28 protein-coding genes are annotated in these 26,706 nt (G+C 71.8%); 10 read left to right on the forward strand and 18 right to left on the reverse strand.

The features are described from left to right. Positions 1-31 precede the first annotated feature (31 nt). From OO60_RS34320 to OO60_RS34330, 3 genes are all read left to right on the forward strand, one after another. Positions 32-1,666 carry an ABC transporter transmembrane domain-containing protein gene (locus OO60_RS34320; protein WP_003056893.1) on the forward strand — a complete coding sequence of 545 codons (1,635 nt, stop codon included), beginning with the start codon at positions 32-34 and terminating at the stop codon, positions 1,664-1,666. Continuing rightward, the gene (locus OO60_RS34325; RefSeq protein WP_003056891.1) at positions 1,663-3,408 is read left to right on the forward strand and encodes an ABC transporter ATP-binding protein; all 1,746 of its coding nucleotides are present in this window, start codon (positions 1,663-1,665) and stop codon (positions 3,406-3,408) included. The genes OO60_RS34320 and OO60_RS34325 overlap by 4 nt, the downstream gene beginning before the upstream one ends. Before the next feature lie 66 nt (positions 3,409-3,474). Beyond that, positions 3,475-3,900 (forward strand): pyridoxamine 5'-phosphate oxidase family protein, encoded by a 426-nt coding sequence (locus tag OO60_RS34330; RefSeq protein WP_003056889.1) that lies wholly within the window; start codon positions 3,475-3,477, stop codon positions 3,898-3,900. Between the two features lie 92 nt (positions 3,901-3,992). Here the strand turns inward: OO60_RS34330 and purQ are convergent, their stop codons facing one another. Then, positions 3,993-4,670 carry a phosphoribosylformylglycinamidine synthase subunit PurQ gene (purQ, locus tag OO60_RS34335; RefSeq protein ID WP_003056887.1) on the reverse strand — a complete coding sequence of 226 codons (678 nt, stop codon included), beginning with the start codon at positions 4,668-4,670 and terminating at the stop codon, positions 3,993-3,995. Then, positions 4,667-4,906, reverse strand: coding sequence for a phosphoribosylformylglycinamidine synthase subunit PurS (gene purS, locus OO60_RS34340; protein WP_003056885.1), 240 nt, complete (start codon positions 4,904-4,906; stop codon positions 4,667-4,669). The genes purQ and purS overlap by 4 nt, the downstream gene beginning before the upstream one ends. 155 nt (positions 4,907-5,061) lie before the next feature. Between purS and OO60_RS34345 the strand changes: the two genes are divergently transcribed. Then, the gene (locus OO60_RS34345; RefSeq protein ID WP_003056882.1) at positions 5,062-6,636 is read left to right on the forward strand and encodes a GMC family oxidoreductase; all 1,575 of its coding nucleotides are present in this window, start codon (positions 5,062-5,064) and stop codon (positions 6,634-6,636) included. A 105-nt stretch (positions 6,637-6,741) separates the two neighbouring features. Here the strand turns inward: OO60_RS34345 and OO60_RS34350 are convergent, their stop codons facing one another. Further along, on the reverse strand, positions 6,742-8,238 hold the full coding sequence (locus OO60_RS34350; protein WP_003056881.1) for an aldehyde dehydrogenase family protein: 1,497 nt from the start codon (positions 8,236-8,238) through the stop codon (positions 6,742-6,744). A gap of 33 nt (positions 8,239-8,271) precedes the next feature. Continuing rightward, positions 8,272-9,411 carry an MFS transporter gene (locus OO60_RS34355; protein WP_003056879.1) on the reverse strand — a complete coding sequence of 380 codons (1,140 nt, stop codon included), beginning with the start codon at positions 9,409-9,411 and terminating at the stop codon, positions 8,272-8,274. A 61-nt stretch (positions 9,412-9,472) separates the two neighbouring features. Here OO60_RS34355 and OO60_RS34360 point away from each other — a divergent pair, with 61 nt between their 5' ends. Together OO60_RS34360 and OO60_RS34365 are read left to right on the forward strand one after the other, a co-directional pair. After that, on the forward strand, positions 9,473-10,408 hold the full coding sequence (locus tag OO60_RS34360) for an ArsR/SmtB family transcription factor (RefSeq protein ID WP_003056876.1): 936 nt from the start codon (positions 9,473-9,475) through the stop codon (positions 10,406-10,408). A gap of 34 nt (positions 10,409-10,442) precedes the next feature. Further along, complete coding sequence (locus OO60_RS34365; RefSeq protein WP_003056875.1) at positions 10,443-11,078, forward strand: MBL fold metallo-hydrolase; 636 nt, start codon at positions 10,443-10,445, stop codon at positions 11,076-11,078. On the opposite strand, the gene OO60_RS34370 is transcribed toward OO60_RS34365, so the two are convergent. Beyond that, the gene (locus OO60_RS34370; protein ID WP_033262921.1) at positions 11,041-11,781 is read right to left on the reverse strand and encodes a TetR/AcrR family transcriptional regulator; all 741 of its coding nucleotides are present in this window, start codon (positions 11,779-11,781) and stop codon (positions 11,041-11,043) included. The genes OO60_RS34365 and OO60_RS34370 overlap by 38 nt on opposite strands. A gap of 40 nt (positions 11,782-11,821) precedes the next feature. Here OO60_RS34370 and OO60_RS34375 point away from each other — a divergent pair, with 40 nt between their 5' ends. Next, a complete protein-coding gene (locus OO60_RS34375; RefSeq protein WP_003095960.1) occupies positions 11,822-12,532 on the forward strand; it encodes a DUF2306 domain-containing protein in 711 nt (236 codons plus the stop codon). Here the strand turns inward: OO60_RS34375 and OO60_RS34380 are convergent. The 3 genes from OO60_RS34380 to OO60_RS34390 form a co-directional block, all read right to left on the reverse strand. Continuing rightward, complete coding sequence (locus OO60_RS34380; RefSeq protein WP_003095964.1) at positions 12,502-13,206, reverse strand: DUF2334 domain-containing protein; 705 nt, start codon at positions 13,204-13,206, stop codon at positions 12,502-12,504. The two genes, OO60_RS34375 and OO60_RS34380, sit on opposite strands and share 31 nt — an antisense overlap. A gap of 66 nt (positions 13,207-13,272) precedes the next feature. Further along, positions 13,273-13,737 carry an NADPH-dependent FMN reductase gene (locus OO60_RS34385; protein WP_003095965.1) on the reverse strand — a complete coding sequence of 155 codons (465 nt, stop codon included), beginning with the start codon at positions 13,735-13,737 and terminating at the stop codon, positions 13,273-13,275. Further along, the gene (locus OO60_RS34390; protein WP_003095967.1) at positions 13,658-14,662 is read right to left on the reverse strand and encodes a phosphoribosylaminoimidazolesuccinocarboxamide synthase; all 1,005 of its coding nucleotides are present in this window, start codon (positions 14,660-14,662) and stop codon (positions 13,658-13,660) included. Before OO60_RS34390 ends, OO60_RS34385 begins: the two co-directional genes overlap by 80 nt. 47 nt (positions 14,663-14,709) lie before the next feature. Between OO60_RS34390 and OO60_RS34395 the strand changes: the two genes are divergently transcribed. Next, positions 14,710-15,516 carry an SAM hydrolase/SAM-dependent halogenase family protein gene (locus tag OO60_RS34395; protein ID WP_003095968.1) on the forward strand — a complete coding sequence of 269 codons (807 nt, stop codon included), beginning with the start codon at positions 14,710-14,712 and terminating at the stop codon, positions 15,514-15,516. Here the strand turns inward: OO60_RS34395 and OO60_RS46095 are convergent. From OO60_RS46095 to OO60_RS34450, 10 genes are all read right to left on the reverse strand, one after another. Next, complete coding sequence (locus tag OO60_RS46095; RefSeq protein ID WP_003095971.1) at positions 15,399-16,280, reverse strand: MOSC domain-containing protein; 882 nt, start codon at positions 16,278-16,280, stop codon at positions 15,399-15,401. The two genes, OO60_RS34395 and OO60_RS46095, sit on opposite strands and share 118 nt — an antisense overlap. Before the next feature lie 43 nt (positions 16,281-16,323). Next, entirely contained in the window at positions 16,324-17,067 is a 744-nt protein-coding gene (locus OO60_RS34410; protein WP_003095972.1) for an amino acid ABC transporter ATP-binding protein, read from the reverse strand. After that, complete coding sequence (locus tag OO60_RS34415; RefSeq protein ID WP_003095979.1) at positions 17,064-17,828, reverse strand: amino acid ABC transporter permease; 765 nt, start codon at positions 17,826-17,828, stop codon at positions 17,064-17,066. The genes OO60_RS34410 and OO60_RS34415 overlap by 4 nt, the downstream gene beginning before the upstream one ends. Positions 17,829-17,835: 7 nt before the next feature. Further along, positions 17,836-18,618, reverse strand: coding sequence for an ABC transporter substrate-binding protein (locus tag OO60_RS34420; protein ID WP_003095982.1), 783 nt, complete (start codon positions 18,616-18,618; stop codon positions 17,836-17,838). A gap of 7 nt (positions 18,619-18,625) precedes the next feature. Continuing rightward, complete coding sequence (locus OO60_RS34425) at positions 18,626-19,393, reverse strand: ABC transporter substrate-binding protein (RefSeq protein WP_033262924.1); 768 nt, start codon at positions 19,391-19,393, stop codon at positions 18,626-18,628. Between the two features lies 1 nt (position 19,394). After that, complete coding sequence (locus OO60_RS34430) at positions 19,395-20,216, reverse strand: substrate-binding periplasmic protein (RefSeq protein WP_003095986.1); 822 nt, start codon at positions 20,214-20,216, stop codon at positions 19,395-19,397. A 114-nt stretch (positions 20,217-20,330) separates the two neighbouring features. Continuing rightward, complete coding sequence (gene purB, locus OO60_RS34435) at positions 20,331-21,758, reverse strand: adenylosuccinate lyase (RefSeq protein WP_003095989.1); 1,428 nt, start codon at positions 21,756-21,758, stop codon at positions 20,331-20,333. Positions 21,759-21,780: 22 nt separating this feature from the next. Further along, positions 21,781-23,112 (reverse strand): N-acetylmuramoyl-L-alanine amidase, encoded by a 1,332-nt coding sequence (locus OO60_RS34440; RefSeq protein ID WP_240490750.1) that lies wholly within the window; start codon positions 23,110-23,112, stop codon positions 21,781-21,783. Between the two features lie 42 nt (positions 23,113-23,154). Next, positions 23,155-24,300: a galactonate dehydratase gene (dgoD, locus tag OO60_RS34445; RefSeq protein ID WP_003095994.1), complete on the reverse strand. Its 1,146-nt coding sequence runs from the start codon at positions 24,298-24,300 to the stop codon at positions 23,155-23,157. A 14-nt stretch (positions 24,301-24,314) separates the two neighbouring features. Further along, on the reverse strand, positions 24,315-24,992 hold the full coding sequence (locus OO60_RS34450) for an SDR family NAD(P)-dependent oxidoreductase (protein ID WP_033262925.1): 678 nt from the start codon (positions 24,990-24,992) through the stop codon (positions 24,315-24,317). A 66-nt stretch (positions 24,993-25,058) separates the two neighbouring features. Here OO60_RS34450 and OO60_RS34455 point away from each other — a divergent pair, with 66 nt between their 5' ends. Further along, complete coding sequence (locus OO60_RS34455) at positions 25,059-25,676, forward strand: bifunctional 4-hydroxy-2-oxoglutarate aldolase/2-dehydro-3-deoxy-phosphogluconate aldolase (protein ID WP_003096000.1); 618 nt, start codon at positions 25,059-25,061, stop codon at positions 25,674-25,676. Next, on the forward strand, positions 25,669-26,673 hold the full coding sequence (locus OO60_RS34460; RefSeq protein WP_003096002.1) for a lactonase family protein: 1,005 nt from the start codon (positions 25,669-25,671) through the stop codon (positions 26,671-26,673). The genes OO60_RS34455 and OO60_RS34460 overlap by 8 nt, the downstream gene beginning before the upstream one ends. Positions 26,674-26,706 lie beyond the last annotated feature (33 nt).

Below are 26,706 nucleotides of genomic sequence, written 5' to 3' on the forward strand. Positions count from 1 at the left end.
TCTCCGCACCCTCGGCTTACCGTCGGGAATCGTGCTTTCCGCCACATATCCCTTCCCGCCGCTGCGGCTGCCCGCGTGGCCGACCGCGAGACGCTTCCTGCTCGCCGTGTTCCGGGCTCGGCTCGGGTCGGTGCTCGGGGCGGCCGCGATCGGTGTCGTCTGGGCGCTGCCCGGTGCGCTCGTGCCGCTGGTGATCGGCCAGGGCATCGGCGCCGTCGGTGCGCACGACGGTGCCGCCGTCTGGCGCTGGGCCCTGGCCGCGGCCGCGCTCGGCGTCCTGCAGGCGCTGTCCGGGACCTGGCTGCACTTCCTCAACTACGGCCTCTGGCTGCACGGCGCCGGCTCGACGCAGCGGACGGTGTCGGCGCACACCACGCGCGTCGGCGCCGCGCTGCGCGAACACACCACCACCGGGAACCTCGTCGCCGTCAGCACGACGGACATCAACCACATCGGGAACACCGTCGAGATGACCGGGCGGGCGTTCGGCTCGCTGCTGGCGTTCGTCGTGGTCGCGGTGTGGCTGATCTCGACGTCGCCGCTGCTCGGCCTGGTCGCGCTGGTCGGCGTGCCGCTCGCGGTGCTCGGCATCGGGCCGCTGCTCGCGCCGCTGCAAAAGCGCAAGGCGAAGCAGCGCGAGAAGCGCGGGGACGTCAACGCGCTCGGCGCGGACATCGTGTCCGGCCTGCGGATCCTGCGCGGCATCGGCGGCGAGCGGCGGTTCTTCGCGCGCTTCCGCGAGACGAGCCAGCGGGTGCGGCGGTCCGGCATCGAGGTCGGCCAGGCCGAGGCGTGGCTGGCCGCGGCGGAGATCGCGCTGCCCGGCCTGGTCACCGTGGTGATCACCTGGCTGGGCGCGCGGCTGGCCGTGGCGGGCGAGATCGGCGTCGGGCAGCTGGTGTCCTTCTACGGCGTCTCGGCGTTCCTGATCTGGCCGGTCACCGCTGCGACGGAGGCGGTCGGCTCGATCACGTCCGGGCTGGTCGCGTCGCGGAAGGTCGTCGCGCTGCTGGCCATCCGCCCGAAGCTGGCGGACCCCGAGACGCCGGTGCCGCTGCCCGAAGGGCCGCTTGAGCTGGTGGACACCGAGTCGGGCGTCCGGGTCGCGCCGGGCCGGCTGACGGTCGTCGACTTCGGCGCCGACGGCGAGGCGGTGGCCGACCGGCTGGCCCGGTTCGCCGACCCGGCCGAGGGCGAAGAGGTGCTGGTCGGCGGGGTGCGGGCGGACCACGTCGCGCTCGCGGAGCTGCGGCGGCGGGTCGTCTACGCGCACAACCAGGACATCTGGTTCTCGGGCGTGCTGCGCGAGCAGCTGACGCCGGCGCGACCAGGCGACGTGGGCATCACCGAAGCGCTGTACGCGGCCGACGCCGACGACATCGTCGACGCCCTGCCCAACGGCGTCGACGAGGTGATCGGCGAGCGTGGCCGCGAGGTGTCCGGTGGCCAGCGGCAGCGGCTGAACCTGGCCCGCGCGCTGGCGGCCGACGCCGACGTGCTGGTGCTCGACGAGCCGACGTCGGCGGTCGACGCGCACACGGAGGCGCGCATCACCGAACGCGTCGCGGCGCTGCGCCGCGGCCGGACGACGGTGGTATTCAGCCAGAGTCCCTTGTGGACACACGTGGCGGACGAAGTCTTCACGGCGAAGGTGGTGACGGTATGAAACGGCTTCCCACGGCGTCCCGGCGGGACGTCCGCCGCTGGGCGCTGAAGACGGCGGCGACCCACAAACGCGAGTTCGGCCTGCTGCTGGGCTCGCTGGCCGTGGCCACGCTGATCGGGCTGGCCGGGCCGCAGCTGCTCGGCGCGCTGGTCGACGACGTCGCGGCCGGCACCACGACCGGGCACGTCGACGTGCTGGCGGCGGCGTTCGTCGCGATCCTCGTGCTGCAGGCGCTGGCGCGGAAGATCGCGCGGATGCGCGGTGCGGTGTTCGGCGAGCTGGTGCTGGCCGAGACGCGCGAGGAGTTCGTCGGGACGGCGCTGCAGCTGCCGCTCGGCACAGTCGAGGCGGCCGGGACGGGTGACTTGCTCAGCCGGGCGACCACCGACCTCGGCCGGATCGACCACGCGGCACGGTTCGCGGCGCCGGAGATCCTGGTCGCGGCGGTGACCGTGGTGTTCACGGTCGTCGCGATGGTGCTGACGTCGCCGCTGCTGGCGCTGGGCCTGCTGGTGGCGCTGCCGCTGCTGGTGCCGGTCAACGTCTGGTACCAGCGGCGGATCCCGGCGGTCATGCAGTGGATGCTCGACCGCTGGGCGGACCTGACCACCAGCGTCCACGAGACGGCGGAGGGAGCGCGCACGGTCGAGGCGCTCGGGCTGGCCGAGCGGCGGATCGGCGCCGCGTACGACGCCCTCGACCAGAGCATCCTCGGTGAACGCCGGATGCGGGTCCTGCAGTTGCGGTGGCTGCCGTCGCTGGAGATCAGCTACGTGCTGCCGCTGGCGGTCATGCTGCCGCTCGGGCTGCTCGCCTACACGCGCGGCTGGGCCGGGCTCGGCGAGATCACCACGATGCTGCTGTACGTCCAGGCGATGTCGGCGCCGCTCAACGAGGCGCTGTTCTGGCTGGAGGACCTGCAGGTCGCAGCGGCCGCGGCGCGCCGCATCCTCGGCGTCCACGCGGTCACGGCCGAGGAGTCGCCGAAGGTGACCGACGTGCCGCGCGGCCGCGACATCGACGTGCACGACGTCCGGTTCGCCTACACCGCGGACCGCGAGGTGCTGCACGGCATCGACCTGCGGGTCCCGCGCGGCGAGCGGCTGGCGATCGTCGGGCCGTCCGGCGCGGGCAAGTCGACGCTCGGGCGGCTGCTGGCCGGCATCGCGGCACCGTCGTCGGGCTCGGTGCGGATCGGCGGGCAGGACGTCTCGGCACTGGCCGACGACGTGCTGCGCGGCGAGGTCCTGCTGCTGACCCAGGAGCACCACGTGTTCTCCGGGACGCTGCGGCAGAACCTGGCGCTCCCGGCGCGTCGCGAAGGCGGCGACTGGACCGACGACGAGCTGCTGGCGGCGCTGGCCTCGGCGGGCGCGTCGGACTGGGTGGCGACCCTGCCGTCCGGGCTCGACACGAAGCTGGGCTCGGGCGAGCACCCGGTACCGGCGGCGATCGCGCAGCAGCTGGCGCTGGCCAGGGTGGTGCTGGCGGACCCGCACACCCTGGTCCTCGACGAGGCGACGTCGCTGCTGGACACGGGCTCGGCGCGGGACCTGGAGCGGTCGCTGAACAGCGTGCTGTCGGGGCGGACGGTCATCGCGATCGCCCACCGCCTGCACACGGCCGCGGCGGCCGACCGGGTCGCGGTGGTCGAGGGCGGCCGCATCACCGAGCTGGGCCCGCACGACGAACTGCTGTCGGCGGGCGGCTCGTACGCCCGGCTGGTGGCGGCGGCGAGCTAGTCCGGAATGTCCGGACCGGCGGACGTGTTGCTCCCCGGTGGATGGCCGGTCTACCTGGGGAGTGACATGTCGTCGTTCGTGATGACCGCCGCGGAGCGCGAGGAGTTCCTGAGCGGGGTGCACGTGGGAGTGCTGGCGGTGGAGCGCGCCGGCCGGGCACCGCTGGCGGTGCCGGTCTGGTACGACTACGAACCCGGCGGCGAGCTGCTGATCTGGATGGCGCGCGACACGGTCAAGGACCGGTCGATCCGCGCCGCCGGCCGGCTGAGCCTGGTGGCGCAGGACGAGAACCCGCCGTACAAGTACGTGACGGTCGAGGGCCCGGTGGTGGCGAACGACGAGCCGCCGACGCGCGAGCAGGCGCTGCGCATCGCGAAGCGGTACTGGCCGGCGGACCAGGCGACGGCTTACGTCGACTCAGCTCTCGGAGAGCGGTCGATCCTGGTGCGGGTCCGGCCGGAGAAGTGGCTGTCGAACGACCAGAGCAAGTGACCCTGCCGGGGCTGTGGACAACTCACGTCCGCAGCCCCGGAACTGTCGGTCCCCACCGGTAGCATGGATACCCGGGGGGCCGAGGGCCGCCCTCAAGCCTTGACGAGCGCGTCCACCGCGCTGAAGAACATGCCCAGCCCGTCGTCCGACGGCCCGGTCAGCGCGTCGATCGCGTGCTCCGGGTGCGGCATCAGCCCGACCACGCGGCCGTTCTCGCTGCGGATCCCCGCGATGTCGTTGCGCGACCCGTTCGGGTTGCCGCCGACGTACCGGAACACCACGCGGCCCTCGCCCTCGAGCTCGTCCAAAGTGGACTGCTCGGCCATGTAGCAGCCGTCGATGTTCTTCATCGGGATGAGGATTTCCGCGCCGGCGTCGTACCGGGTGGTCCACGCCGTGTCGGTGTTCTCCACCCGCAGCCACTGGTCGCGGCAGATGAAGTGCAGTCCCTGGTTGCGGATCATCGCGCCCGGCAGCAGGCCGGCCTCGCACAGGATCTGGAACCCGTTGCAGATGCCGAGCACCGGCATGCCGGCGCGCGCCGCCTCGATCACCGGCGTCATGACCGGCGCGAACCGGGCGATCACGCCCGCGCGCAGGTAGTCGCCGTAGGAGAACCCGCCCGGGACGACGACGGCGTCGACGTCCTTCAGGTCCTCGTCGGCGTGCCACAGCGGCACGGCCTCGCCGCCGGCGTAGCGGACCGCGCGGGCCGCGTCGCCGTCGTCCAGCGTGCCCGGGAAGGTGATGACGCCGATGCGCGCGCTCACGCGTCCACCCGCTTGATGGTCCACTGCTCGATCACCGGGTTCGCGAGGAAGCCTTCGGCGATCTTCTCCAGCGTCGCGTCGTCGACCGTGTCGTCGACCTCGATCTCGAAGTGCTTGCCCTGGCGGATCTCGGTGATCCCGGTGAACCCCAGGCGGCCGGCGGCGCCGAGCGCGGCCTGTCCCTGCGGGTCGAGGATTTCGGGCTTCGGCATGACGTCGACGACGACTCGGGCCACGGCAGGCTGCTCCTTATTCACGCAGGTCGTGGATACCCCGCGAGCATAGTTCACCCGCTCGAACCCCTGGCGGGGCCCACCGCGAAACCTAGACTGGCCCACGGCGCCGGGCTGCGCCATGATGAGTCGTTGACATCTCGCCAACAGGAGGCACCGTGGCCGTCCAGGAGTCCTACGACTACGTCATCGTCGGCGCCGGCAGCGCGGGGTGCGTCCTCGCCAACCGCCTCACCGAGGATCCTTCGGCCCAGGTCCTGCTCCTCGAAGCGGGCGCGGAGGACACCGCGGACGAGATCCACATCCCGGCCGCGTTCGCGTCCCTGTTCAAGACCAAGTGGGACTGGAACTACGAGACCGTCGAGCAGAAGCACACGGGCAAGACGTCGTACTGGCCGCGCGGCAAGATGCTCGGCGGCTGCTCGTCGATCAACGCGATGATCTACATCCGCGGTAACCGCGCCGACTACGACGGCTGGCGCGATTCACACGGCGCCACCGGCTGGGGCTGGGACGACGTCCTGCCGTACTTCAAGCGCGCCGAGGGCAACCAGCGGCTCGGCGGGCCGCTGCACGGCACCGACGGCCCGCTGCACGTCGAGGACCGCCGGTTCACCCACGAGCTGTCGCACGCCTGGGTCGACTCGGCCGTCGCGTGGGGCCTCAAGCGCACCGACGACTTCAACGGCGAGAGCCAGGAAGGCGCCGGCGTCTACCAGGTGACCTGCAAGAAGGGCCGCCGGTGGTCGACCGCCGACGCGTACCTGCGCCCGGCGCTCGACCGGCCGAACCTGACGGTGAAGACCCTGGCGCCGGCGACCCGCGTAGTCTTCGAAGGCACCCGCGCGGTCGGTGTGTCCTATTTGGACAACGGCGTGGAGCACACGGCTCGCGCTTCGGCGGAGGTGATCTTGAGCGGCGGCGCCGTGAATTCGCCGCAGCTGCTGATGGTTTCCGGGGTCGGGCCGGCCGAGCACCTGCGCGAGCACGGCATCGACGTCGTCGCGGCGCTGCCCGGCGTCGGCGAGAACCTGCACGACCACCCGGCCTGCGGCATCATCTGGTCCACTCGCGACACGACCGACCTGGTCGACGCGGCCACTCCTCGTGGCCTGGTCCGCTACCAGCTGACGAAGCGCGGGCCCCTGACGTCGAACATCGGCGAAGCGGGCGCGTTCTACCCGACCACGGACGGGTTGCCGGCGCCGGACATGCAGATCCACGTGGCGCCGACGTTGTTCTACGACAACGGGTTGCGCGAGCCGACGGTGCCGGGCTTCACGTCGGCGGCGACGCTGGTGGACGTCGCGAGCCGCGGGCGGCTGCGGCTGAAGTCGGCGAACCCGTTGTGGAAGCCGGAAATCGACCCAGCTTACTACTCGGAGCCGCGCGACATGGAGACGATGATCGCGGGGTTGCGGGCGTTGATCGAGATCGGGAAGTCGGAGCCGCTGCGGCGGTTCCTGGACCGGCCGTTCCTGCCTTCGCGGCACGATTTGAGTGATACCGAGCTGGCGGACCACGTTCGGGAGCACACGCAGACGCTCTATCACCCGGTGGGGACTTGCGCTATCGGGTCGGTGGTCGATCCGGAGCTGCGGGTGCAGGGGGTCGAGGGGCTGCGGGTGGTCGATGCGTCCGTGATGCCGGTGGTGCCGCGGGGGAACACCAATGCGCCGACGATCATGGTGGCGGAGAAGGCGGCGGACCTGATCCGGGGGAAGTCGGCGTAGGTGTGGGCGGCCCTCGGCCCCCCGGTATCCAGTTTACCGGCGCCCACCGACAGTTCCGGGCGGTTCCGGGGCTGTGGACTCGGCTTGTCCACAGCCCCGGGCCGCTCAGCGCTTGCCGTGGAGGATCGTCACCAGCTTCGCCACCAACGCGTCCGTTGATTCCTTGCGGCTGAACGACGTCAACGTCAACGGTGCCGTGAACCGCTGGCGGGCGATCGCCTTCGTGCGGGCGAACTCGCGCAGGCCCTCCGGCCCGTGGATCCGGCCGAAGCCCGAATCGCCGACTCCGCCGAACGGCAGGGAGGCGATGCCCGCGAACGACAGCGGTGCGTTGATCGCCGTCATGCCCGTGCGCAGCTTCTCCGCCAGCTCCACGCCCCTCGACTTCGAGAACACCGTCGAGCCCAGGCCGTACTTCGTGCTGTTCGCGCGCTCGACCGCCTCGTCCATGTCGCGGACCTTCGCGATCGTCACCGTCGGGCCGAACGTCTCCTCCGTGACCGCTTCCGACTCCTCCGGGACGTCCACCAGCACCGTCGGCTGGGCGTACCGGTCGCCGACCGCGTCTTCGCCGCCCAGGACCGCCTTGCCGCCGCGGGCCAGTGCGTCCTGGATGTGCCTCCTGATCACCGCCAGCTGGGACGGCATCGTCACCGGGCCGTACTGGGCCGCCTCGTCCGAGCCCGCCCGCACGTCCTTCGACTTCTCGACCACCTTGGCCACGAACTCGTCGTGGACCTTCTCGTGCACGTAAACCCGCTCGACGCCGATGCACGTCTGGCCCGAGTTCGAGAACGCGCCCCACACCGTCGCGTCCGCCGCCGCGTCCAGGTCCGCGTCCGCGTCGACCAGGACCGGGTCCTTGCCGCCTGCCTCGATCACCACCGGGGTCAGCGTCTCGGCCGCCGACGCCATGATGCGCTTGCCCGTCGCCGTCGAACCGGTGAACGCGATCTTGTCGACGCCCGACGACACCAGCGCCGCGCCCGTCTCGCCGAAGCCGGTGACCAGCTGCAGCACCGGCTGCTCCGGCACGATCTCGGCGAACGCGTCGACCAGCCACTTCCCGACGCCCGGGGTGTACTCGCTCGGCTTGAACACCACCGCGTTGCCCGCCGCGAGCGCGTACGCGATCGAGCCCAGCGGGGTGAACACCGGGTAGTTCCACGGGCCGATCACGCCGACCACGCCCAGCGGCTGGTACTCGACCGTCGCCGCCTGGTTCGACATCAGCAGGCCCGCCGACCGCTTCTGCTTCCCGAGCACCTTGCGGGCGTGCTTGCCCGCCCACGCGATGTGCTCGATGGCCAGGACGCTCTCCAGCTGCGCGTCGGCGATCGGCTTGCCCGTCTCGTCGCGGACCACCTGGCACAGCTGCGGCAGCCGCCGCGTCAGCACGCCCTTCCAGCCCTTGAGCCGCTCGGCGCGCCCGGCGAACCCGAGGCCCGCCCACCACTCCGCCGCGACGCGCGCCCGTTCGACGGCCGCCTTGACGTCTTCGGCGGTGTGGATCGGGTACGTTCCGACCACCTCGTCGGTCGCCGGGCTGAGCGAGTCGAAGGTCTCGCCGACCGACGTCGGTTTCGGCTGGACGGCAGTCATCGGCGTCTCCCGTAGGTCGAGGGTCAGCCCAGGTTACGACGTTACTGACACCGTGCCAATAGCTCGTGCGGGCTTCCGCACCAGCATTGCACCGGCGATCGCCGCGGCAAAGACACCGAACAACGGAGCCACCCACAGCGGCAGCACGCCGACCGCCAGCGAGCCGAGCCCGAAGCCGCCCGCCTGCACGATGAAGCTCAGCGAGAACCCCGCTGACCTGCGGTTCTTCGGCAGGAGCCGCTGCAGGTTGACCGAGGTCGCGGCGACCAGCGGGCCGGTGCAGGCGCCGATGACCGCGACCGACGCGAGCAGGCCCGCCCAGCCGAGGTCCGCGGCGAGCACGAGCCCGCCGGCGACGAACCCCGCGAGGAACAGCCGCGGATCGCCGGTCTTGCCGCGCCACGCGTAGAGGGCGCTGCCCGCGATGCTCGCCGCGCACAGCACCGCGATCACCACCGGCGCGGCCGTCTCCGGCGCGCCGAGGCGCTGGACCAGGGGCAGCGGCGCCACCTCGATCGTCGACAGCAGCAGGCCGACGGTGAACGCGCAGCACAGCCACGGCAGGTAGGTGCCGAGCCCGGCCGGCGGGACGTCGGCGGCGGATTCCACCCGATCGCCGGACCCCGGGCGGCGCGGGACGAGCACGGCCGCGGCCACGCAGGCGACGGCCATGGCGGCCAGCGGGACGACCGTGCCGGCCAGGTCGAGCAGCGCGACCAGCGCCGGACCGCCGATGAGCACGCCCTCGAGGAGCATCGAGTCGACCGAAATCGCCCGCGGCAGCAGCGCGTCGTCGACGGTGTCGGCCAGCAGCGTCCGGAACCCGCCGGACAACGCGCCGGCCGAGATCCCCGGCAGCAGGACGAGCGCGACGAGCACCGGGGCGGGCGCGTGCGCGGCCGCGGCGAGGGCGGCGAACCCGGCGGCGGTCAGGAGCAGCAGCGCCGGCAGGCCGCGGGCCGGGCCGACGCGGTCCAGCAGCCGCCCGACCGGCACCGCGCACACCATCTCGGCGGCGACGTAGACCGACATCAGCAGGCCGCCCAGCCGGTACGAGCCGGTCGTGGCCGTGGTGAGCAGGGTGAACGCCAGCGGCGCCATGGTCCCGGGGAGGCGCGCGAGCTGCACCCCGGCCGACCAGCGCCAGTAGGCGCGGTGGGTGAACAACGACATGTCCCCACGCTCTCCCGGCGCGGTGCTGCGGCACACTGATTCGGGTGAGAGCGAATCAGTCGTGATCGAGCTGTCCCTGACGGCGGCCGGGAGCCAGCGCGTCCGCTTCGCCATCTCGCCGCTGGAGGAGGTCCTGGGTGCAGTCCAGACCTTGCTCGGCCTCCGGCGGCATCCCACGCCGCTGCCATGGCTCGCCGGCGTCCCCGATGTGCCCGAGCTGAGGGCGGTGCTGAGCGCCCGGCACTACATCACCGAGTTCCTGAGCCCGCCGCCCGACGGCCCCGAGACCACCGCCGAAGCCCAGCTCGCGGTGGTTCGCGCGACGCCCCCGGAGCAGGCGGCGCTGGAGCTGGGCATGGTCGACGCGGACCTGTCCGGGCTGCCCGCCGACCCGGCGGCCGCGCGCGACCTGCTCGCCGGCCAGCTGGAGACGGTGTGGCAGGCGGTGCTGGCCCCGCACTGGCCGCGCCTGCGCGAGCTGCTCGCGGCGGACATCGCGCACCGGACGCGGCAGCTGGGCTCCGGCGGGCTCGCCGCGATGCTGGCCGAGCTGCACCCGCGCGTCCGGTTGTCGGGGACGTCGGTGCTGGTCGACGTCCGGGCCCGGGAACGCCTGTCGATCGATTCGCGGGGGTTGCTGCTGATCCCGGCGGTGTTCGCGTGGCCGAACGTCGGCGTGGTGACCGTGCCGCCGTGGCAGGTTTCCCTGCTCTACCCGGCTCGCGGGGTGGCTTCCCTGTGGACTGCGGCAGGTTCTCCGCCCGAACCGCTCGCGGAGATCCTCGGCCGGACGCGGGCCTTGCTGCTGACCACGCTCGACCGCCCCGCGGCGACGACCGAGCTGGCCCGGCGGCACGGGCTGGCGCCGGCGACGGTTTCGGCGCACCTCACGGCGCTTCGCGGGGCGGGGTTGCTGGCTTCGGAGCGGCGCGGGCACCGGGTGCTGTACCGGCGGACGGAGCTCGGCGACGCGTTGCTGGCCGGAAAACGGGACTAGGCTGGAATCGACCACCCGTGAAGGAGAACCATCGATGCGTATCGTCCATTTCGGACACGCCTGCCTGTTGCTGGAGACCGGCTCCGAGCGGATCCTGATAGACCCCGGCGTCTTCTCCACCGGGTTCGAAGGTGAGCGGGAACTGTCCGCCGTCTTCGTCACGCACCAGCACTTCGACCACCTCGACGTCGAACGGCTTCCCAAGGTGCTCGAAGCCAACCCCGGGGCGCGGCTGATCGTCGATCCCGGCTCCGCGCCCGAGGTCGGGAAGCTCGGCCTGGAGTTCGACGTCGCCAACGTCGGCGACGCCTTCACCATCGGCGGGACCTCGGTCAACGCCGTCGGCGGGGAGCACGCCGTCATCCACTCCGACATCCCCGTCATCCCGAACATCGGGTACGTCTTCGACCACGGGGCGTTCTTCCACCCCGGCGACTCCTTCTTCGTGCCCGAGCAGAAGATCGACGTCCTGGGGCTGCCCACCGGGGCGCCGTGGCTGAAGGCCGGGGAAGCCGTCGACTACCTGCGGGCCGTGGCGCCCCGGGTGGCCGTGCCCATCCACGAAGCCGTGCTCGCCAACCCCGCCATGCACTACGGCCTGTTCGGGAACCTCGCGCCCGAAGGCACCGAGGTCAAGGTTCTGGAACGGGCCGAACCGGCGAAGTTCTAGTCACCCACGCCTCGACGCCGTCGAGGAACCGGTCCACGCCGAAGGCGAGTTCCGCCGGCAGCCCTTCGGGTTCGTACCCGGGGCCGCCGGCGGCTTCGGCCTCGTGGACCGCCGTCAGGGCCGGGTACTCCGCCGGGTCCAGCACCGCCGCCAGGGCCCGGGCCAGCTCGCCGTCGCTGCGGGGGCCGGCCAGGTCGAGGCTGATCTGCGCCGTGCCGCGGACGACCGCCGTCAGGTGCAGCGCCGCCGCCCGGGCCTCGGCGCCCGCCAGGCCCGCGGCGAGCAGCGGCCGCAGCAGGCGGTCGAGCCAGGCCAGCTGGTTGGGCCCCACCGGCGTGTGGTCCAGCGGAACGCGCAGGATCCACGGCCGCGTCAGGAAGCCCGCCCACAGCGCGCCCACCCACTGCCGGACCGCCGTGCGGAAGCCGCCGTCGAGTTCCGGTGGCCGCCCGGCTCCGACGTCGGCGGCCACCTCGAGCAGCAGGTCCTTGCTCGGGATGTGCTTGTAGAGCGCCATCGTCGAGTAGCCCAGCTCGGTGGCGATCCGCTGCATCGACAGCGCCTCCAAGCCGTCCGCGTCCGCGATGCGGACGGCGGCCTCCGCGATCCGGGCCACGCTGAGCTGCGGCCGGGGCCCGCGCCGGCCCCTCGCTCGCCCGGACCACAGCAGCTCGAGGCTGCGCTCCACACCGGCTGAGTCCATGCGCCCATCCTAAAACTGTGTATGTCCTACACTGAAACGTATGACATACACAGTTTCGAAGCAGCCTGCCGCCAAGACGACCTGGCTGGACCGGCCGTGGATCGTGCCGCTCCTGCTGGTCGTCGTGGCCTTCCTGGCCTTCTCGGTGCCGCCGTACCTCACCCTCGACCCGGCCCAGTCCCGCCTCAGACCGCCCGACCACAACGCCGTCTACTACCCCGCGCTCGTCGCGCACGTGCTGTTCGGCACGGTCGCGATGACGACCGCCTGCTTCCAGATCTGGCCCGCCTTCCGCGCCCGCTACCGGCGCGGGCACCGGATCACCGGCCGGATCTACGTCTTCGCCGGCGCCCTGCCGGCCGGCCTGCTCGGGCTGTACATCGGCTGGCACACCGCGGCCGGCCCGTCGGTGCGGGTCGCCAACCTGGTGGGCTCGGCGCTGTGGCTCACGGTCACGCTCACCGGTCTGCGGCTGGCCCGGCAACGCCGGTACGGCGAACACCGCCGGTGGATGGCACGCAGCTTCGCGCTCAGCATGTCGATCGTGCTGAGCCGGGTCGTCGACGTCGTCGCCACGATCGTGCTCACGCCGCAGGTGGACACCACCTTCCGCGGCAGCGAGGACCTGATGCGCTACAGCGCCGCCAGCATCGGCGTCTGGCTCAGCCCGCTCCTGCTGCTCCTGCTCACCGACTGGCTGCTCGAACGCCGCAAGCCGCGTCAGGCGGCTACCGCGCGCAGCGAACCGTAGGTCGCGCCGAACGCGCGGTTCTCCAGCGCCACGTCCACCGCGTCGAGCAGGGCCTGGCGGAGGCCGGGGCGGGTGAGGTCCGTGGCTTCCGCCCCCAGCCGGACCAGCCCGCCCCGGCGAGCCGACCGCGCCGCCGCCAGCACCAGCGCGAAGCAGCGCACCGTCTCCGTGCGGTGCGACTGGCTCGTGAACTCACTCACCCGCGCGCGGCGCACTTCGCCGGTGACGAGGTCGCGCACCGCGCCGAGGTCCGCGCACAGCCGGAACCCGTGCTCGGCCAGCGCCTGCAGCGTGCCCTGGGACGCGATCCAGCGCGGCGGGGCGAAGCCGTCGACCGACAGCCCCGCCGCGTCCAGCGACGCCTTCGCCGCGATGAGCCGCAGCCGCGCCTCGTGCGCGGGCAGCGTCGCGAATTCGGCCTTCTTGCCCAGGTAGACCGTGCGGTGGGTGGGCGCGACGGTGTGGTCGTAGCCGTGCAGCAGCACGGAATCACCACGGCGGGCGCGGGTGCGCACCCACTCCGTCACCGGGCCTTCGCCGGTGCGGGCGGCGTACAGCAGCGAGAGCGGCACCTTGCGGCGGTCGAGCTCGGCCGCGAGGTCGGCGCACCGGTGCAGCGTGCGCGGGGTGATTCCCGACAGCGAAACCAGCAAGCGAGCGTCCACGACCACCATTGGGACGCACCCGGCTGACGTCGCCGTGAACTGCGCAGAACGGGCGGGCGACCGTTGCCGGAAGGGTCAGCCGCCTTCGCGCAGCCGCGACACCGCCACCGCGATCCGGCCGCGCAGATCGGGATCGGCGACTTGGCCGTCGGCGACGTCGGCGCGCGAGACCGGGATCCGGGCGCACGCCTCCTCGACGATCTTCGCGCCCGCGTACGTCAGGACCTTGCGCAGCGAGTCGTGCGCGTCCCGGCCGCCGGTCGGCGCCGCGATCGACGACGCGTTGATCCAGGACACCGGCTTGCCGTAGATCTCGCCGCCGCCGACCGTCCAGTCCAGCAGGTTCTTGAACGAGCCGGGCAGCCCGCCCGCGTACTCCGGGGTGCAGATCAGGATCGCGGACGCTTCCTTGATCGCCGCCCGCAGGGCCGCGACCGCCGGGGGCAGCGGGTCGCGGTCGTCATCGGGGTTGAAGTGCGGCAGGTCGCCGAGGCCGGTGTACGTCTTGCTCGCGGTGAGGGTCGCGGCGGTCCCCAGCACCGCCGCATTGCCCGAGCCTGCTCGCAGGCTGCCGCAGATCAGCAGGATCACGAGGCCAGTCTGCCAGCGAAAGGCCGGTGATGCGGTGGTACGCCTCGAGGTACCGGTCGCGCGTGGCCGTCACCACCTCGGGCGGCAACGGCGGCAGCGGGGACACGCAGTCCCAGCCGGAGGCCGGGTCGACCAGCCAGTCGCGCACGTGCTGCTTGTCGAACGACGCCTGCGGAACGCCGGGCTGGTGACCGTCGGCGAGCCAGTAGCGCGCCGAATCCGGCGTCAGCACCTCGTCCGCGAGCACCAGGCCGCCGGTCGCCCCGATGCCGAACTCGAACTTCGTGTCGGCCAGCAGCAGGCCCTGCTCCGCCGCGTGCGCGGCGCCCCGGCGGTAGAGCTCCAGCGACGCCTCCCGGACCTCCTCGGCGAGCGCCCGGCCCAGCACCGACACGAACGTGTCGAAGTCGATGTTCTCGTCCTTGTCCCCGGGCTTCGCCTTGGTGGACGGCGTGAAGATCGGCTCGGGCAGCCGTGCCGACTCGGTGAGGCCGGGCGGCAGCGCCAGCCCGCACACCTCGCCCGACCTGCGGTAGTCGGAGTACCCGCGGCCGGTGAGGTAGCCGCGGACGACCGCCTCCACCGGCAGCATGTCGAGCCGCTCGACCACCAGCGCCCGGCCACGGACCGGCGCGGGCACCAGCGGCCCGTCCCAGGCCACCAGGTGGTTCGGGAGGACGTCGGCCAGCTCGCGGAACCAGAACACGCTCATCGCGGTGAGCACCCGGCCCTTGTCCGGGACGTGGGTGGGGAAGACGCGCTCGAAGGCCGAAATGCGGTCGGAGGCGACGACCAGCAGGCGGTCGCCGCCCGCCGCGTACAGGTCACGAACCTTGCCGGAAGCGAGCCTCCGGCCCGTGGGGAGGGGTGTCACGCACCGAACCCTAACGGGCACCCTGTGCCACCATGGATGATGCTGGCATGGCGTACGACTGGATCTCGGTGACGACCGACTACGGCCTGCGCGACGGCTTCGTGGCGGCCTGCCACGGCGTGATCGCGCGGCTCGCGCCCGCCGTGCGGGTGATCGACGTGACGCACGAAGTACCGCCCCAGGACATCCGGCACGGGGCGATGGCGCTGGCCCAGACGGTGCCGTTCCTGCCGCCGTCGGTCCACGTGGCCGTCGTCGACCCGGGCGTCGGCACGACCCGGCTCGGCGTGGTCGTCGTCGCCGGGGACGGGCTGCTGGTCGGGCCGGACAACGGCCTCCTGCTGCCGGCCGCGCAGGCCCTCGGCGGCGTCGAGGCGGCGTACGAGCTGGCCGAGCCCTCGCTGCGGCTGCCGACGACGTCGGCGACGTTCCACGGGCGTGACGTCTTCGCGCCCGCGGCCGCGCACCTCGCGCTCGGCGTGCCACCCGCCGACTTCGGCGACCCGGTGGCCGGCCTGGTCGCGATGCCGGAGCCGTTCGTCGCGGCGTTCCCCGGCAAGCTCGTGTCGGAGGTGCTGACCGTCGACCACTTCGGCAACGTCCAGCTGGCCGCGACCCCGGCGGACCTCGAGCTCTCGGGCCTGTCGGGCGCGGTTTCGGTGCACAGCGAGCGGGTGGCCGTGACGACGGTGCTCGGGCGGACGTTCGCGGACGTGCCCGCCGGCGCCAGCGTGCTCTACACGGACTCGGCCGGCCGCCTCGCCGTCGCCGTGAACGGCGGTTCCGCGGCCGCGGTGCTCGGGCTCGGGCCGGCCCAGGAGTGCACGATCACCTCGTCGCCGACGGCGACCTGACCCGGCCGCAGCACCGCGGCCTGCACCCCGAAGACGACCCCGCCGTCCGGACCGCGCCGGTAGGTCGCGAGGGTGCGGATCGGCTCGGGGCCGGCCTTCGCGCCGGTTTCCTGGTCGATCATCGGGACCGTGCAGCGGACGCACTGCTGGGCGTAGCCGAACTTCGCGGTGCCCGCGGACAGCTCGCGGGTTTCGTCTTCGCGGTGGGGTTCGGCCCAGCCGGCGAGCACGATGTTGGGGCGGAAGCGGTCCATCGGCACGGGTTCGCCCTGCCCGGCGGCGATCCGCTCGTTCAGGCTGTCCAAAGAGGACTCCGAGGCGATGAGCAGCGCGTGCCCGTCGGCGAATGCGGCCGTGCCCGGGGTGTGGCCGCCGGTGACGCGGTCGTGCCCGGGCGCGATGCGGATCAGCTCCGCGGGCCGGCCGAGCAGGTCCGAAAACCACTCGTCGGCCTCGTCGCCTTGGCGGACGCCGTCGCCCTGCCAGCCGTACGTTGAGGCCGGGCGCCGCGGGCCGTCGAGCCGGATGGGGAACACGACGTCGTCGCGGCCGGGGGCGGACAGCGCGAGCCGGTCACCGAGCACCCGCGGCCGGACGGCCGCCAATACCGGGTGCGGCCGCTGGGTGAGCACCCCGCCGTCCGGCGCGACGAGCTGGAAGACCCGGTCGTGCGCGAGCCCGGCGGGGGTCACTTCGGCGGACGGCACGTCGGTGCCGGCGCAGGCCTTGACCGGGTAGTACGTCAGCCGCGCGATTCTCGCCACCTTCGCAGGCTACCCGGGCTGCAGCCGCCGAAGCGCCCGCCGTTCAGAGCACCTGCGAGAGGAACCGCTGCAGCCGCGGGCTCTGCGGCTCGTCGAAAACTTTCGCCGGCGGGCCCTGCTCGACGATCCGGCCCGCGTCCATGAACGCCACCTCGTCGGCGACGCTGCGGGCGAACCCCATCTCGTGCGTCACCACGATCAGCGTCAGGCCGCGCTCGGCCAGGCCCGCCATCAGGTTCAGCACGCCCTTGACGAGCTCCGGGTCGAGCGCGCTGGTGGCCTCGTCGAAGAGCATCACCTCGGGGTCCATCGCCAGGGCCCGCGCGATCGCCACGCGCTGCTGCTGGCCACCCGACAACGCGCTCGGCCGGTACGGCGCCTTGTCCGCCAGGCCGACCTCGGCCAGCCGGGCGCGGGCGATCTCCGCCGCCTCCTCCTTGCCCAGCTTCTTCACGCTGCGCAGCGGCAGCACGATGTTGTCCAGCACGCTCCGGTGGCCGAACAGGTTGAAGTGCTGGAACACCATGCCCACGCGCTGGCGCAGGGCGTCCGGGTCCGACCGGATCACCGACTCGCCGTCGAGCAGCAGGTCGCCGGAATCCGGCTCCTGCAGGCGGTTCACGCAGCGCAGCAGCGTCGACTTGCCCGAGCCGGACGGCCCGATCACGCACGTCGTCCGGCCGCTTTCCACCCGGAGGTCCACCCCGCGCAGGACTTCGAGCGTGCCGAAGCTGACGTGGATGTCCCGCAGCTCCACACTGGACGAACGCACCGCCGTCGTCGTCACGAGCTGACCTTCCCGCTGGCGACCAGGTCCAGCTCATCACCCTCGCCCGGCTCGTCCGCGCGCACCTTGCGGCCGGTCCGGAGCTTCTTGTCGATGTAGTTCACCAGGTGCGTCAGCGGCACGGTGATCACCAGGTAGACGAACCCGGCCGCGACCAGCGGCGACAGGTTGCCGGTGTTGGCCGCCAGGTCCTGGCCGATCCGGAACAGCTCGCGCTGCTCGGACAGCAGGCCGAGGAAGTACACCAGGCTGGAGTCCTTGATCAGCGCGATGAACTGGTTCACCAGCGCCGGCAGCACCCGCCGCACGCCCTGCGGGATGATCACCAGCAGCATCGCTTTGCTGTAGCTCATCCCCAGCGCGCGACTGGCCTCCAGCTGTCCTTTGTCGACACTCTGGATGCCGGACCGGAAGATCTCGCCGATGTAGGCGGCCGCGATCAGGCTCAGCGCCAGGATGCCCAGCGGGTACGGGTTCGTGCCGACGACGTCCCGCGCGAGCGTGCCGAGACCCTGGCCGATCACCAGGATGGTCAGGATCGCCGGCAGCCCGCGGAAGATGTCGGTGTACACCCGCGCCGGCCAGCGCAGCCAGATCTTCGTGGACAGGCCCATCACCGCCAGCACCATGCCGAGCACGGTGCCGATCAGCGCGGACGTGACCGCCAGGACCAGCGTGTTGAGCAGGCCGGTCTTCAGCAGGTCCGGGAAGACCTGCCAGATGTACTCCCAGTTCAGGAAGGTGTCGAAGAACTGATCCATGGGTGGATTACTGCCCCGGCTTGAACTCGGCGGGCACCGGCGCGGTGGGCTCGAACTGGTCGTGCACCTTGACCCACGTGCCGTCCGCGATGACCTTCTTCAGGCCGTCGTTGACCTTGTTGATCAGGTCCGTGTTGCCCTTCTTGAACGCGAACCCGTGCGGGATGGTCGTGGTGATCGCCTTGGTCACCTTGAGCTTCGCGTCCGGGTTGTTCTTCGCGTAGTCCTCGGCGGTGGCCTGGTCGAACACCGCGCCGTCGACCGCGCCGGTCTTCAGCGCGGCCAGCGCCGCGGCGTCGTTCGGGAACCGGACGGCCTGCGCGGCCGGGGCGTTGGTGCCCAGCCAGGTGTCCGAGACCGTGCCCTGCACGACGCCGATCCGCTTGCCGGACAGGGAGTTCTCGTCGGTGATGCCGGCGGTTTCCTTCGCCTCGATGCCGAGGGCCTGGTAGTTGTACGCCGCCGAGAAGTCGACCGTCTTCTTGCGGGCGTCGGTCTGGGAGATCGCCGAGCTGCCGATGTCGAACGTGCCGTTCGCGACCTGGCCGAGCAGCGCCGAGAAGTCGGTGGCGACGAACTCCAGCTTCAGGTTCTCCTTCGCCGCGATCGCCTTCAGCAGCTCGTTGTCGAAGCCGGTGAAGGTGCCGTTCTCCTGGTAGGCGTTCGGCTTGGAGTCGCTGAGCGTGCCGACGCGCAGGGTCTTGTCACCGCCGCCGGCCGAGCCGCCGCCGCACGCGGTCAGCGCCGCGAGCAGCGTCGCCGCGATCGCCGTGACCAGTGTCTTCTTCATGCTTCTCCTAACCCTGGAACCCGGCCGGCACCGGAGCGGTCGGCAGGAACTGCTGGTGCAGCTTAAGCCAGGTCCCGTCGGAGATCACCTGCTTGAGCCCGTCGTTGATCTTGCCGAGCAACTCGCCGTTGCCCTTCTTCACCGCGAAACCGTGCGGCACGTCGGTGGTGAAGCTCTTCACGACGACGAGCTTGGCGTCCGGGTTGTCGGTGACGTTCTTCTCGGCGATGCTCTGGTCCAGGATGTACGCGTCGACCGCGCCGGACTTGAGCGCGGTCAGCGCGGCGGCGTAGTCGGGGAACCGCACGGCCTGGGCCGTGGGGACGGTGCTGGTCAGCCAGTGGTCGCCGACGGTGGCTTGGATGACGGCGACGCGCTTGCCGGCCAGGCCCTTCTCGTCGGTGACCGGCGTGCCCTGCTTGGCCTGGATGCTCATCGTCTCGAAGTCGTAGGCCGCGGAGAAGTCGACGGTCTTCTTGCGCTCGTCGGTCTGCGCGATCGCCGAGCTGGCGATGTCGTAGCGGCCGGAGGCGACCTGCCCGAGCAGCGCCGAGAAGTCGGTCGCGGCGAACTCCAGCTTCAGGTTCTGCTTGGCCGCGATGGCCTTCAGCAGCTCGTTGTCGAAGCCGGTGTAGTTGCCGTCCTTGAGGAAGATGTTCGGCGGCGCGTCGCTCAGCGTGCCGACGCGCAGAGTGGTGGAAGCGCTGTCCGAGCCACCACCGCACGCGGTCAGCGTGAGGGCGGCGGCCAGCACGGTGACGATCAGCTTCTTCATGTCACGCACCCGCGTTCTTGACCGGGAGGCCGGGGCCGCCCTGCTGGAGTTCCTTCGACAACGGCGTGTTCTTGTAGAACTGCGCGTAGATCCGGGCGACCGTGCCGTCGGCGACGGCCTTCGCGAGCCCGTCGTTCAGTTTGTTCAGCAGGTCCGCGTTCTTCTTGGCCACGGCGAACGCCGACGGGGTGTCCTTGTCCTCCACCGTGTACCCGAGCTCCAGCGGCACACCCGGGTTCTGGTCCAGGTACTTCTGCCCGATGTCCTGCGGGACGACCCAGCCGTCGAGGGTGCCGTTCTTCAGCTGCGCGAAGCCCGCGTTGTAGTCCGGGAAGCGCACGACCTGGGCGCCGGCCACCTTGCCGCCGGCGAACTCGTCCTGCACCGAGCCCTGGACCACGCCGAGGCGCTTGCCGGACAGCGCGGCGACGTCCTTGAGGTTCGCGCCCTTCGCCGTGACGACCGTGGTGAAGCCGGTGTTGTAGCCGTTGGAGAAGGCGACCGTCTTCTTGCGCGCCTCGGTGCTGGAGATCGTCGAGCTGCCGATGTCGAACTTGCCGTTCGCCACGCCCGCCAGCAGACCGGAGAACTCCGTGCCGACGAACTCGACCTCGAAGCCCTCACGCTTGGCGATGTCACGCAGCAGTTCGTTGTCGTAGCCGGTGAAGCGGCCGTTCTCCAGGTAGATCGACGGCGGGGCGTCGCTCAGCGTCCCGACGCGCAGGGTGGTCGACCCCGCGCCGGAGCCACCGCAGGCGGCGAGGGTCAACGTCAGCGCGCCCGCGGTCAGGACGGCGGCGATTGTGGACAGCGTGGATCTCATCGCTTCTTCCATGGTGAGGACTGGCGCTTCGCAGCGCTCCGTGGTCAGCGATCGAGATTAGGGATTTCGCCCGTTCGAGTGGATTCGTTCCACTCCGTGGACGGGTGCGTCAGCTCACAGGATCGGCTGCGGCGCGTAGCCCGCGGCCTCGGGGAACCGCTCCAGCACCGCCGCCACGCGCTCGGCCACCTGCGCCACCTGCCGCCCGGCCGTCCCGGTGAACGAGATCCGGTCCGCGAGGAGTTTGTCCAGCTCACCGCGATCGAGCGGGATGCGGTCGTCGGCGGCGAACCGGTCGAGCAGGTCGTTCTCGGCGCGGCCTTCGCGCATTTCGAGCGCGACGGCGACCGCGTGCTCCTTGATGGCTTCGTGGGCCGTCTCACGTCCGACGCCCGCGCGCACCGACGCCATCAGCACCTTCGTCGTGGTGAGGAACGGCAGATAGCGATCGAGCTCACGCTCGATCACCGCCGGGAAGGCACCGAATTCGGCCAGCACCGTGAGGAACGTCTCCAGCAGGCCGTCGAGGGCGAAGAACGCGTCCGGCAGCGCGACGCGGCGGACGACCGAGTCCGAGACGTCACCCTCGTTCCACTGGTCGCCGGCCAGCTCGCCGATCATCGACAGGTAGCCGCGCAGCACGACGGCGAGCCCGTTCACGCGCTCGCAGGACCGGGTGTTCATCTTGTGCGGCATGGCGGACGAGCCGACCTGGCCGGGCTTGAAGCCCTCGGTGACGAGCTCGTGGCCCGCCATCAGCCGGATCGTCTTGGCCAGGCTGGACGGCGCGGCGGCGAGCTGGACCACAGTGGACAGCACGTCGAAGTCGAGCGAGCGCGGGTACACCTGGCCGACGCTGACGAACCGCCGGTTGAAGCCGAGGTGCGCCATCACGCGGTCCTCGAGCTGGTCCAAAGTGGACTCGTCGCCGAGCAGGTCGAGCATGTCCTGCGCGGTGCCGACCGGGCCCTTGATGCCGCGCAGCGGGTACCGCTCGATGAGGTTGTCGAGCCGCTCGAAGGCGACCAGCAGCTCGTCGGCCGCGGTGGCGAACCGCTTGCCGAGGGTGGTGGCCTGCGCGGCGACGTTGTGGGAGCGCCCGGCCATGACGGTGTCGGTGTGCTCGACGGCGAGGACGGCCAGCCGCGCCAGCACGGCGGCGACACGGGTGCGCACGAGCTCGAGGGAACGCAGCAGCTGCAGCTGCTCGACGTTCTCGGTCAGGTCGCGCGAGGTCATGCCCTTGTGGATGTGTTCCTCGCCGGAGAGGTCGCTGAACTCCTCGATGCGGGCCTTGACGTCGTGGCGGGTGACGCGCTCGCGGGCGGCGATCGACTCGAGGTCGACGTGCTCCAGCACCCGCCGGTACGCCTCGACGACGCCGTCGGGCACGGCGACGCCGAGGTCCCGCTGCGCCTCGAGGACCGCGATCCAGAGCTGCCGCTCGAGCACGACCTTCTGCTCGGGCGACCAGAGCCGGACCAGCTCCGGCGAGGCGTAGCGGGCGGCGAGCACGTTGGGGATGCGGGGCTTGTCCGTCACGCCCTCACGATACCTGCGCAGGTCAGCAGGGTTGCACCTGGACGTCGGAGGCCTTCACGTAGACGAGCCGGTGGTTGTAGGAGAGCTGGAGGTACTTCGTCGCGCCGGTGACCAGCGTGTGGTTGTCCGGCACGGCCGCCGGGTCGAAGCGCGCGTAGTAGTTCTCCGCCTGGAACTCGCCGGTGACGACGTAGCTCTGGCCCGCGGGCAGCGTCCACGGGATGGCGCCGACCGTCCAGATCGGGTCGAACGGGATGTCCGCCGGGTACTCGGACTGCTCGGGGAAGGCCCGCCCGTACAACGGCACCGACGTGGTCGCGGTGGCACGCTGGCCGCGGGCGGGCACGGTCGCCCGGTGTCCGGGGTTTTCGAACCACGCCTTCTGTCCGCCGTACCAGATCGCCGTCCAGCCGTCCTGCTCACCGGCGAGGGCGTAGGTGCGGCCCGCGACGGCCTTGTCGCTCCAGTCGTCGATCGCGGTGGTGCCCGGCGAACCGTCCGGGTGCACGACCGGGTCGGTGATCAGCGGCGAGGCGGCGTCCGGCGCGGTGTGGAGATAGACGAAGTTCGCGCCGTGGGCCGGCAGCGGTGTGCAGGTGGTGCCGGTGCACGTCGTCATCGGCGGCTGGTTCGCCGCGTAGTCCGGCTTGATCGTGACGGCCTGGCTCGCCGGGCCACCGGTGGCGTGGACCGGCGCGCCGAGCAGGTCCAGGTAGTGGTTCCAGTCCCAGTACGGGCCCGGGTCCCAGTGCGCCGCAGCGAAGTTCTTCGTGCGCTCACGGGAAACGTCCTCGTGGCCGATGATGTGCTCGCGGTCGAGCGGGATGTGGTACTTGGCCGCGAGGTACTTCACCAGGTCCGCGGAGGCGCGGTACATCTGCTCGGTGTACCAGGTGCCGCCCTCGGCGGCGATGCCCTCGTGCTCGATGCCGATCGAGTGCTCGTTCACCGTCCAGTTGCCGGCGTGCCAGGCGACGTCCTTGGTCGGCACCATCTGCGTCACCTGGCCGTCGGACGAGCGGATCACGTAGTGCGCGCTGGATCCGCTCGACGGCTTCTGGAAGGTGGCGATGGCCTGGTCGTACGGGCTCACGCCGCTGCCGGGAACGCTTTCGGTGTCGTGGATGACGATGTACTTGATCTGCTGGCCGTCGGCGGGCCGGTTCGCGGGGTCGTAGTTGCCGTAGTTGTTGGGGTCGCTGTGGTCGGCGCTAGACCAGTCGTAGGCGGCCGGGACGAATCGGCAGTCCAGGTCGGCCGGGCACTCGGGCGACGGGGTGTCCTGTGCGGACGCGGTGACGGGCACGGCGGCGGTGATCACCAGCGCGAACACCGCGGCAGCAAGGCTTCTCACGGGGAAGGTCACATGTCATGTTCCCAGAACCGCCGGAAGCGTTCACCACTCGGCGAAGCCACCGTCGTCGTGCCGCCACACCGGGGAGCGCCAGGCGTGCCCGGCCTCGTCCGCGCGGCGCACGGCCTCTTCGTCGACTTCGATGCCGAGGCCGGGCTTCAGCGGGCGGGCCGCGTAGCCGTCCTGGAAGGCGAAGACCGAAGGATCCGCGAGGTACGCGTGTTCGCGGCCCTCGTGGTAGTGCATGCCCGCACTCTGTTCCTGGATCAGGAAGTTCGGGGTGGCGAAGGCGACCTGCAGCGACGCCGCCAGCGAAATCGGGCCGAGCGGGCAGTGCGGTGCGAGCGAAGCGCCGTACATCTCGGCCAGCGCCCCGATCCGCCGCAGCTCGGAGATGCCGCCGGCGTGCGACGGGTCGGGCTGGACCACCGCGACGCCCGCGTCGAGCACCGGCTTGAACTCCCAGCGCGAGTACAGCCGCTCGCCGACCGCGACCGGCACCGTGGACGCCTCGACGACCGAGCGCAGCGCGTCGCCCTGGGTCTCCGGCAGCACCGGCTCCTCGACGAACATCGGCTGGACGTCCTCGAGCAGCTTGACCAGCCGCCGCGCCATCGCGGGCGAAACCCGGCCGTGGAAGTCGATCGCCAGGTCGCGGTGCGGGCCGAGCACCTCCCGCGCTTCCCACGCGCGAGCGACGGCGGCATCGGCCTCGGCGGGCGACGCGATCGGGGCCAGCGGGCCGGCGACGTTCATCTTCACGGCGGTGAACCCGGCCTCGACCTGCGCGGACACGGCCTCGCGGATGCCGGACGGCCGGTCGCCGCCGACCCAGCTGTACACCCGGACGCGGTCGCGGACCGGGCCGCCGAGCAGCTCGTGCACCGGCGCGTCGCGGACCTTGCCCGCGATGTCCCACAGCGCGTGGTCGAACCCGGCGAGCGCGCTGGAGAGCACCGGGCCGCCGCGGTAGAACCCGCCGCGGCGCAGCACCTGCCAGTGGTCCTCGATGCGCAGCGGGTCCTGGCCGATCAGCAGCTCCGACAGCTCGTGCACGGCCGCGCGCACGGTCCCCGCGCGGCCCTCGACGACGGGCTCGCCCCAGCCGCTGACCCCTTCGTCGGTGCTGACCTTGAGGAACAGCCAGCGCGGCGCGACCAGAAACGTCTCGACGGCGGTGATCTTCACCCGTGTCCTCCCGGCTACGCGGAATCCTTGGCGGCGGACCACCCGCCGTCGACGGTCAGTTCGGCCCCGGTGACGAAGGACGCGGCGGGCGACAGCAGGAAGGCGATCACGTTCGCGACCTCGTCCGGTTCGCCGAGCCGGCCCGCCGGCGTCGCCCGCGCGCTGCGTTCGCGGTCCTCGGGCGAGATTCGGGCCCACGCCTCGGTGAGCACCGGCCCCGGCAGCACGGAGTTCACCCGCACCTCGGGCGCGTATTCGACGGCCAGCTGCCGGGCCAGCGCGACGAGCGCGCCCTTGCTGGCGGCGTAGGCGGGGTGGCCGGGCAGCCCGAAGTGCGCGTGCACCGACGAGACCAGCACGATCGCGCCGCGCCGCTCCCGCAACGAGGGCAAGCACGCCTTCACGGCCAGGTAGGTCCCGGTCAGGTTGACGTCGAGCTGCCGCTGCCACTCGGCGCGGCCGATCTCGTGCAGCGGCCCGGTGCTGGGCACGTAGGCGTTGCTGACCAGGGCGTCCACCTCGCCGATCGCGGCCCAGGTCGACTCGTCGGCCACCGAGCCGCGGATCGGCGTGACGCCGCCGGGCAGCTCGGCGATATCGACGCCGAGCACGCGGTAGCCGTCGTCCAGTAGTTTCCGCGCGGTCGCCGCCCCGATCCCGGACGCCGCTCCGGTCACCACCGCTGTGGGCATGGCCCCTCCTGTCTCCATCCAGACAATAAATCCTAATTTAAGATTTCACAAGGTAGACTACGGTTCATGAGCCACCGGTGGGAGATCATGGCGGACGTCGTGCGCCAAGGGGTCGTCGGAATCGTGCGCACGCACGACGCGGAATCCGCCGTGGAAGCGGCCCGCGCGGCCCTCGAAGCCGGGCTGCGCTCGATCGAGCTGCCGCTGACGAACCCCGGCGCGCTGGACGCGATCTCCGGGCTCGCCGCCGCCTACCCCCACGCGACGATCGGGGCGGGCACGGTGCTCGACGAGACGTCCGCGGTGCTCGCCATCCGCGCCGGCGCGCGGTTCCTGGTGTCGCCGTCGGTGGACAGCGCGGTGATCCGTACCGCGCACCGGTACGGCGTGGCCGCCCTCCCGGGCGCCGGTTCGGTCACCGAGATCGTGCGCGCGCTGGAAGAAGGCGCCGACGCGGTGAAGGTGTTCCCGGCTTCGGCGCTGGGCCCCTCGTGGGTGTCGGACGTGCGGGCGGCGCTGCCGCAGGCGCCGTTGGTACCCACCGGCGGCATCGCGCCGGCGGACGTGCCAGGCTGGCTCTCCGCGGGGGCGGTGGCCTGCGGGATCGGCTCGGCGCTGACCCGCGGCACCGCGGCGGAGATCGCCGCCCGGGTCGGGACGCTGGTGAGGAGCGCGCATGGCTGAACTGGTCTTCGTCGGGTGCTACACCGGAGACGCCGGCAACGGCACCGGGATCACGACGTTCGAGCGGTCGCCCGCGGGCGAGCTCACCGAGATCGGTTCCCTGCCACTGGAATCGCCGTCGTGGCTCACGCGGCACCCGTCGTTGCCGGTGCTGTACGCGGCCAACGAAACCGCCACCGGCGGCGTGACGGCGTTGGCCGTCTCGCCCTCGGGTGAGCTGTCGGTGCTGGGCACGGCCGAGACCGGCGGCGCGCACCCGTGCCACCTGGCGGTCACGCCGGACGGCCGGTTCCTGTTGTGCGCCAACTACACCGGCGGCAGCGTGGCGGTGTTTTCGCTGTCGACCTCAGGTGCGCCGGAGTCGCGGATGGCGCTGGTCGAACACCGCGGCAGCGGCCCGGTGGCCGACCGCCAGGAAGCGGCCCACGTGCACATGGTGGTCCCGTCGCCGGACGGTTCCGTGGTGAGCGCGGTCGACCTGGGCACCGACGAGATCCGCAGCTACACGCTGACGTCGTCGGGTTCCCTCGAGCCGCTGGCGGTGTCTTCGCTGCCGCCGGGCACGGGACCGCGTCAGCTGGTGCGCCGCCCGGGCACGGACCTGGCGTACGTCGTCGGCGAGCTGGCCGGGACGCTGGTGACGGTCCGCGAGACGTCGCCGGGCGCGTTCGAAGTGGTCGGGACCACGCCTTCGACGCTGTCTCCCGTGCAGCCCAACCTGGTGGCGCACCTGGAACTGGCCGAGTCGCGCCTGTACGTGTCGAACCGCGGGCCGGACTGCGTGACGGAGTTCGCGCTGGACGACGCGGCGGCGGTGGCGGACCAGCCGTGCGGCGCGAACCCGCGGCACTTCGCGCTGGTGGACGGAACCTGTTACGTGGCGGCGCAGTCGGAGGACGCGATCACGGCGTTCACGCTGACCGCGTCCGGCGAAGCGGAACTGCGTTACCACCCGACGGGTTCGCCGACGTTCGTACTACCGGTTTCGCTGCCCTGACTACGTAGGATGCAGCGGTCACGACCTGCCAGC

The organism is Amycolatopsis vancoresmycina (assembly GCF_000716785.1).
Lineage (GTDB): Bacteria > Actinomycetota > Actinomycetes > Mycobacteriales > Pseudonocardiaceae > Amycolatopsis > Amycolatopsis vancoresmycina.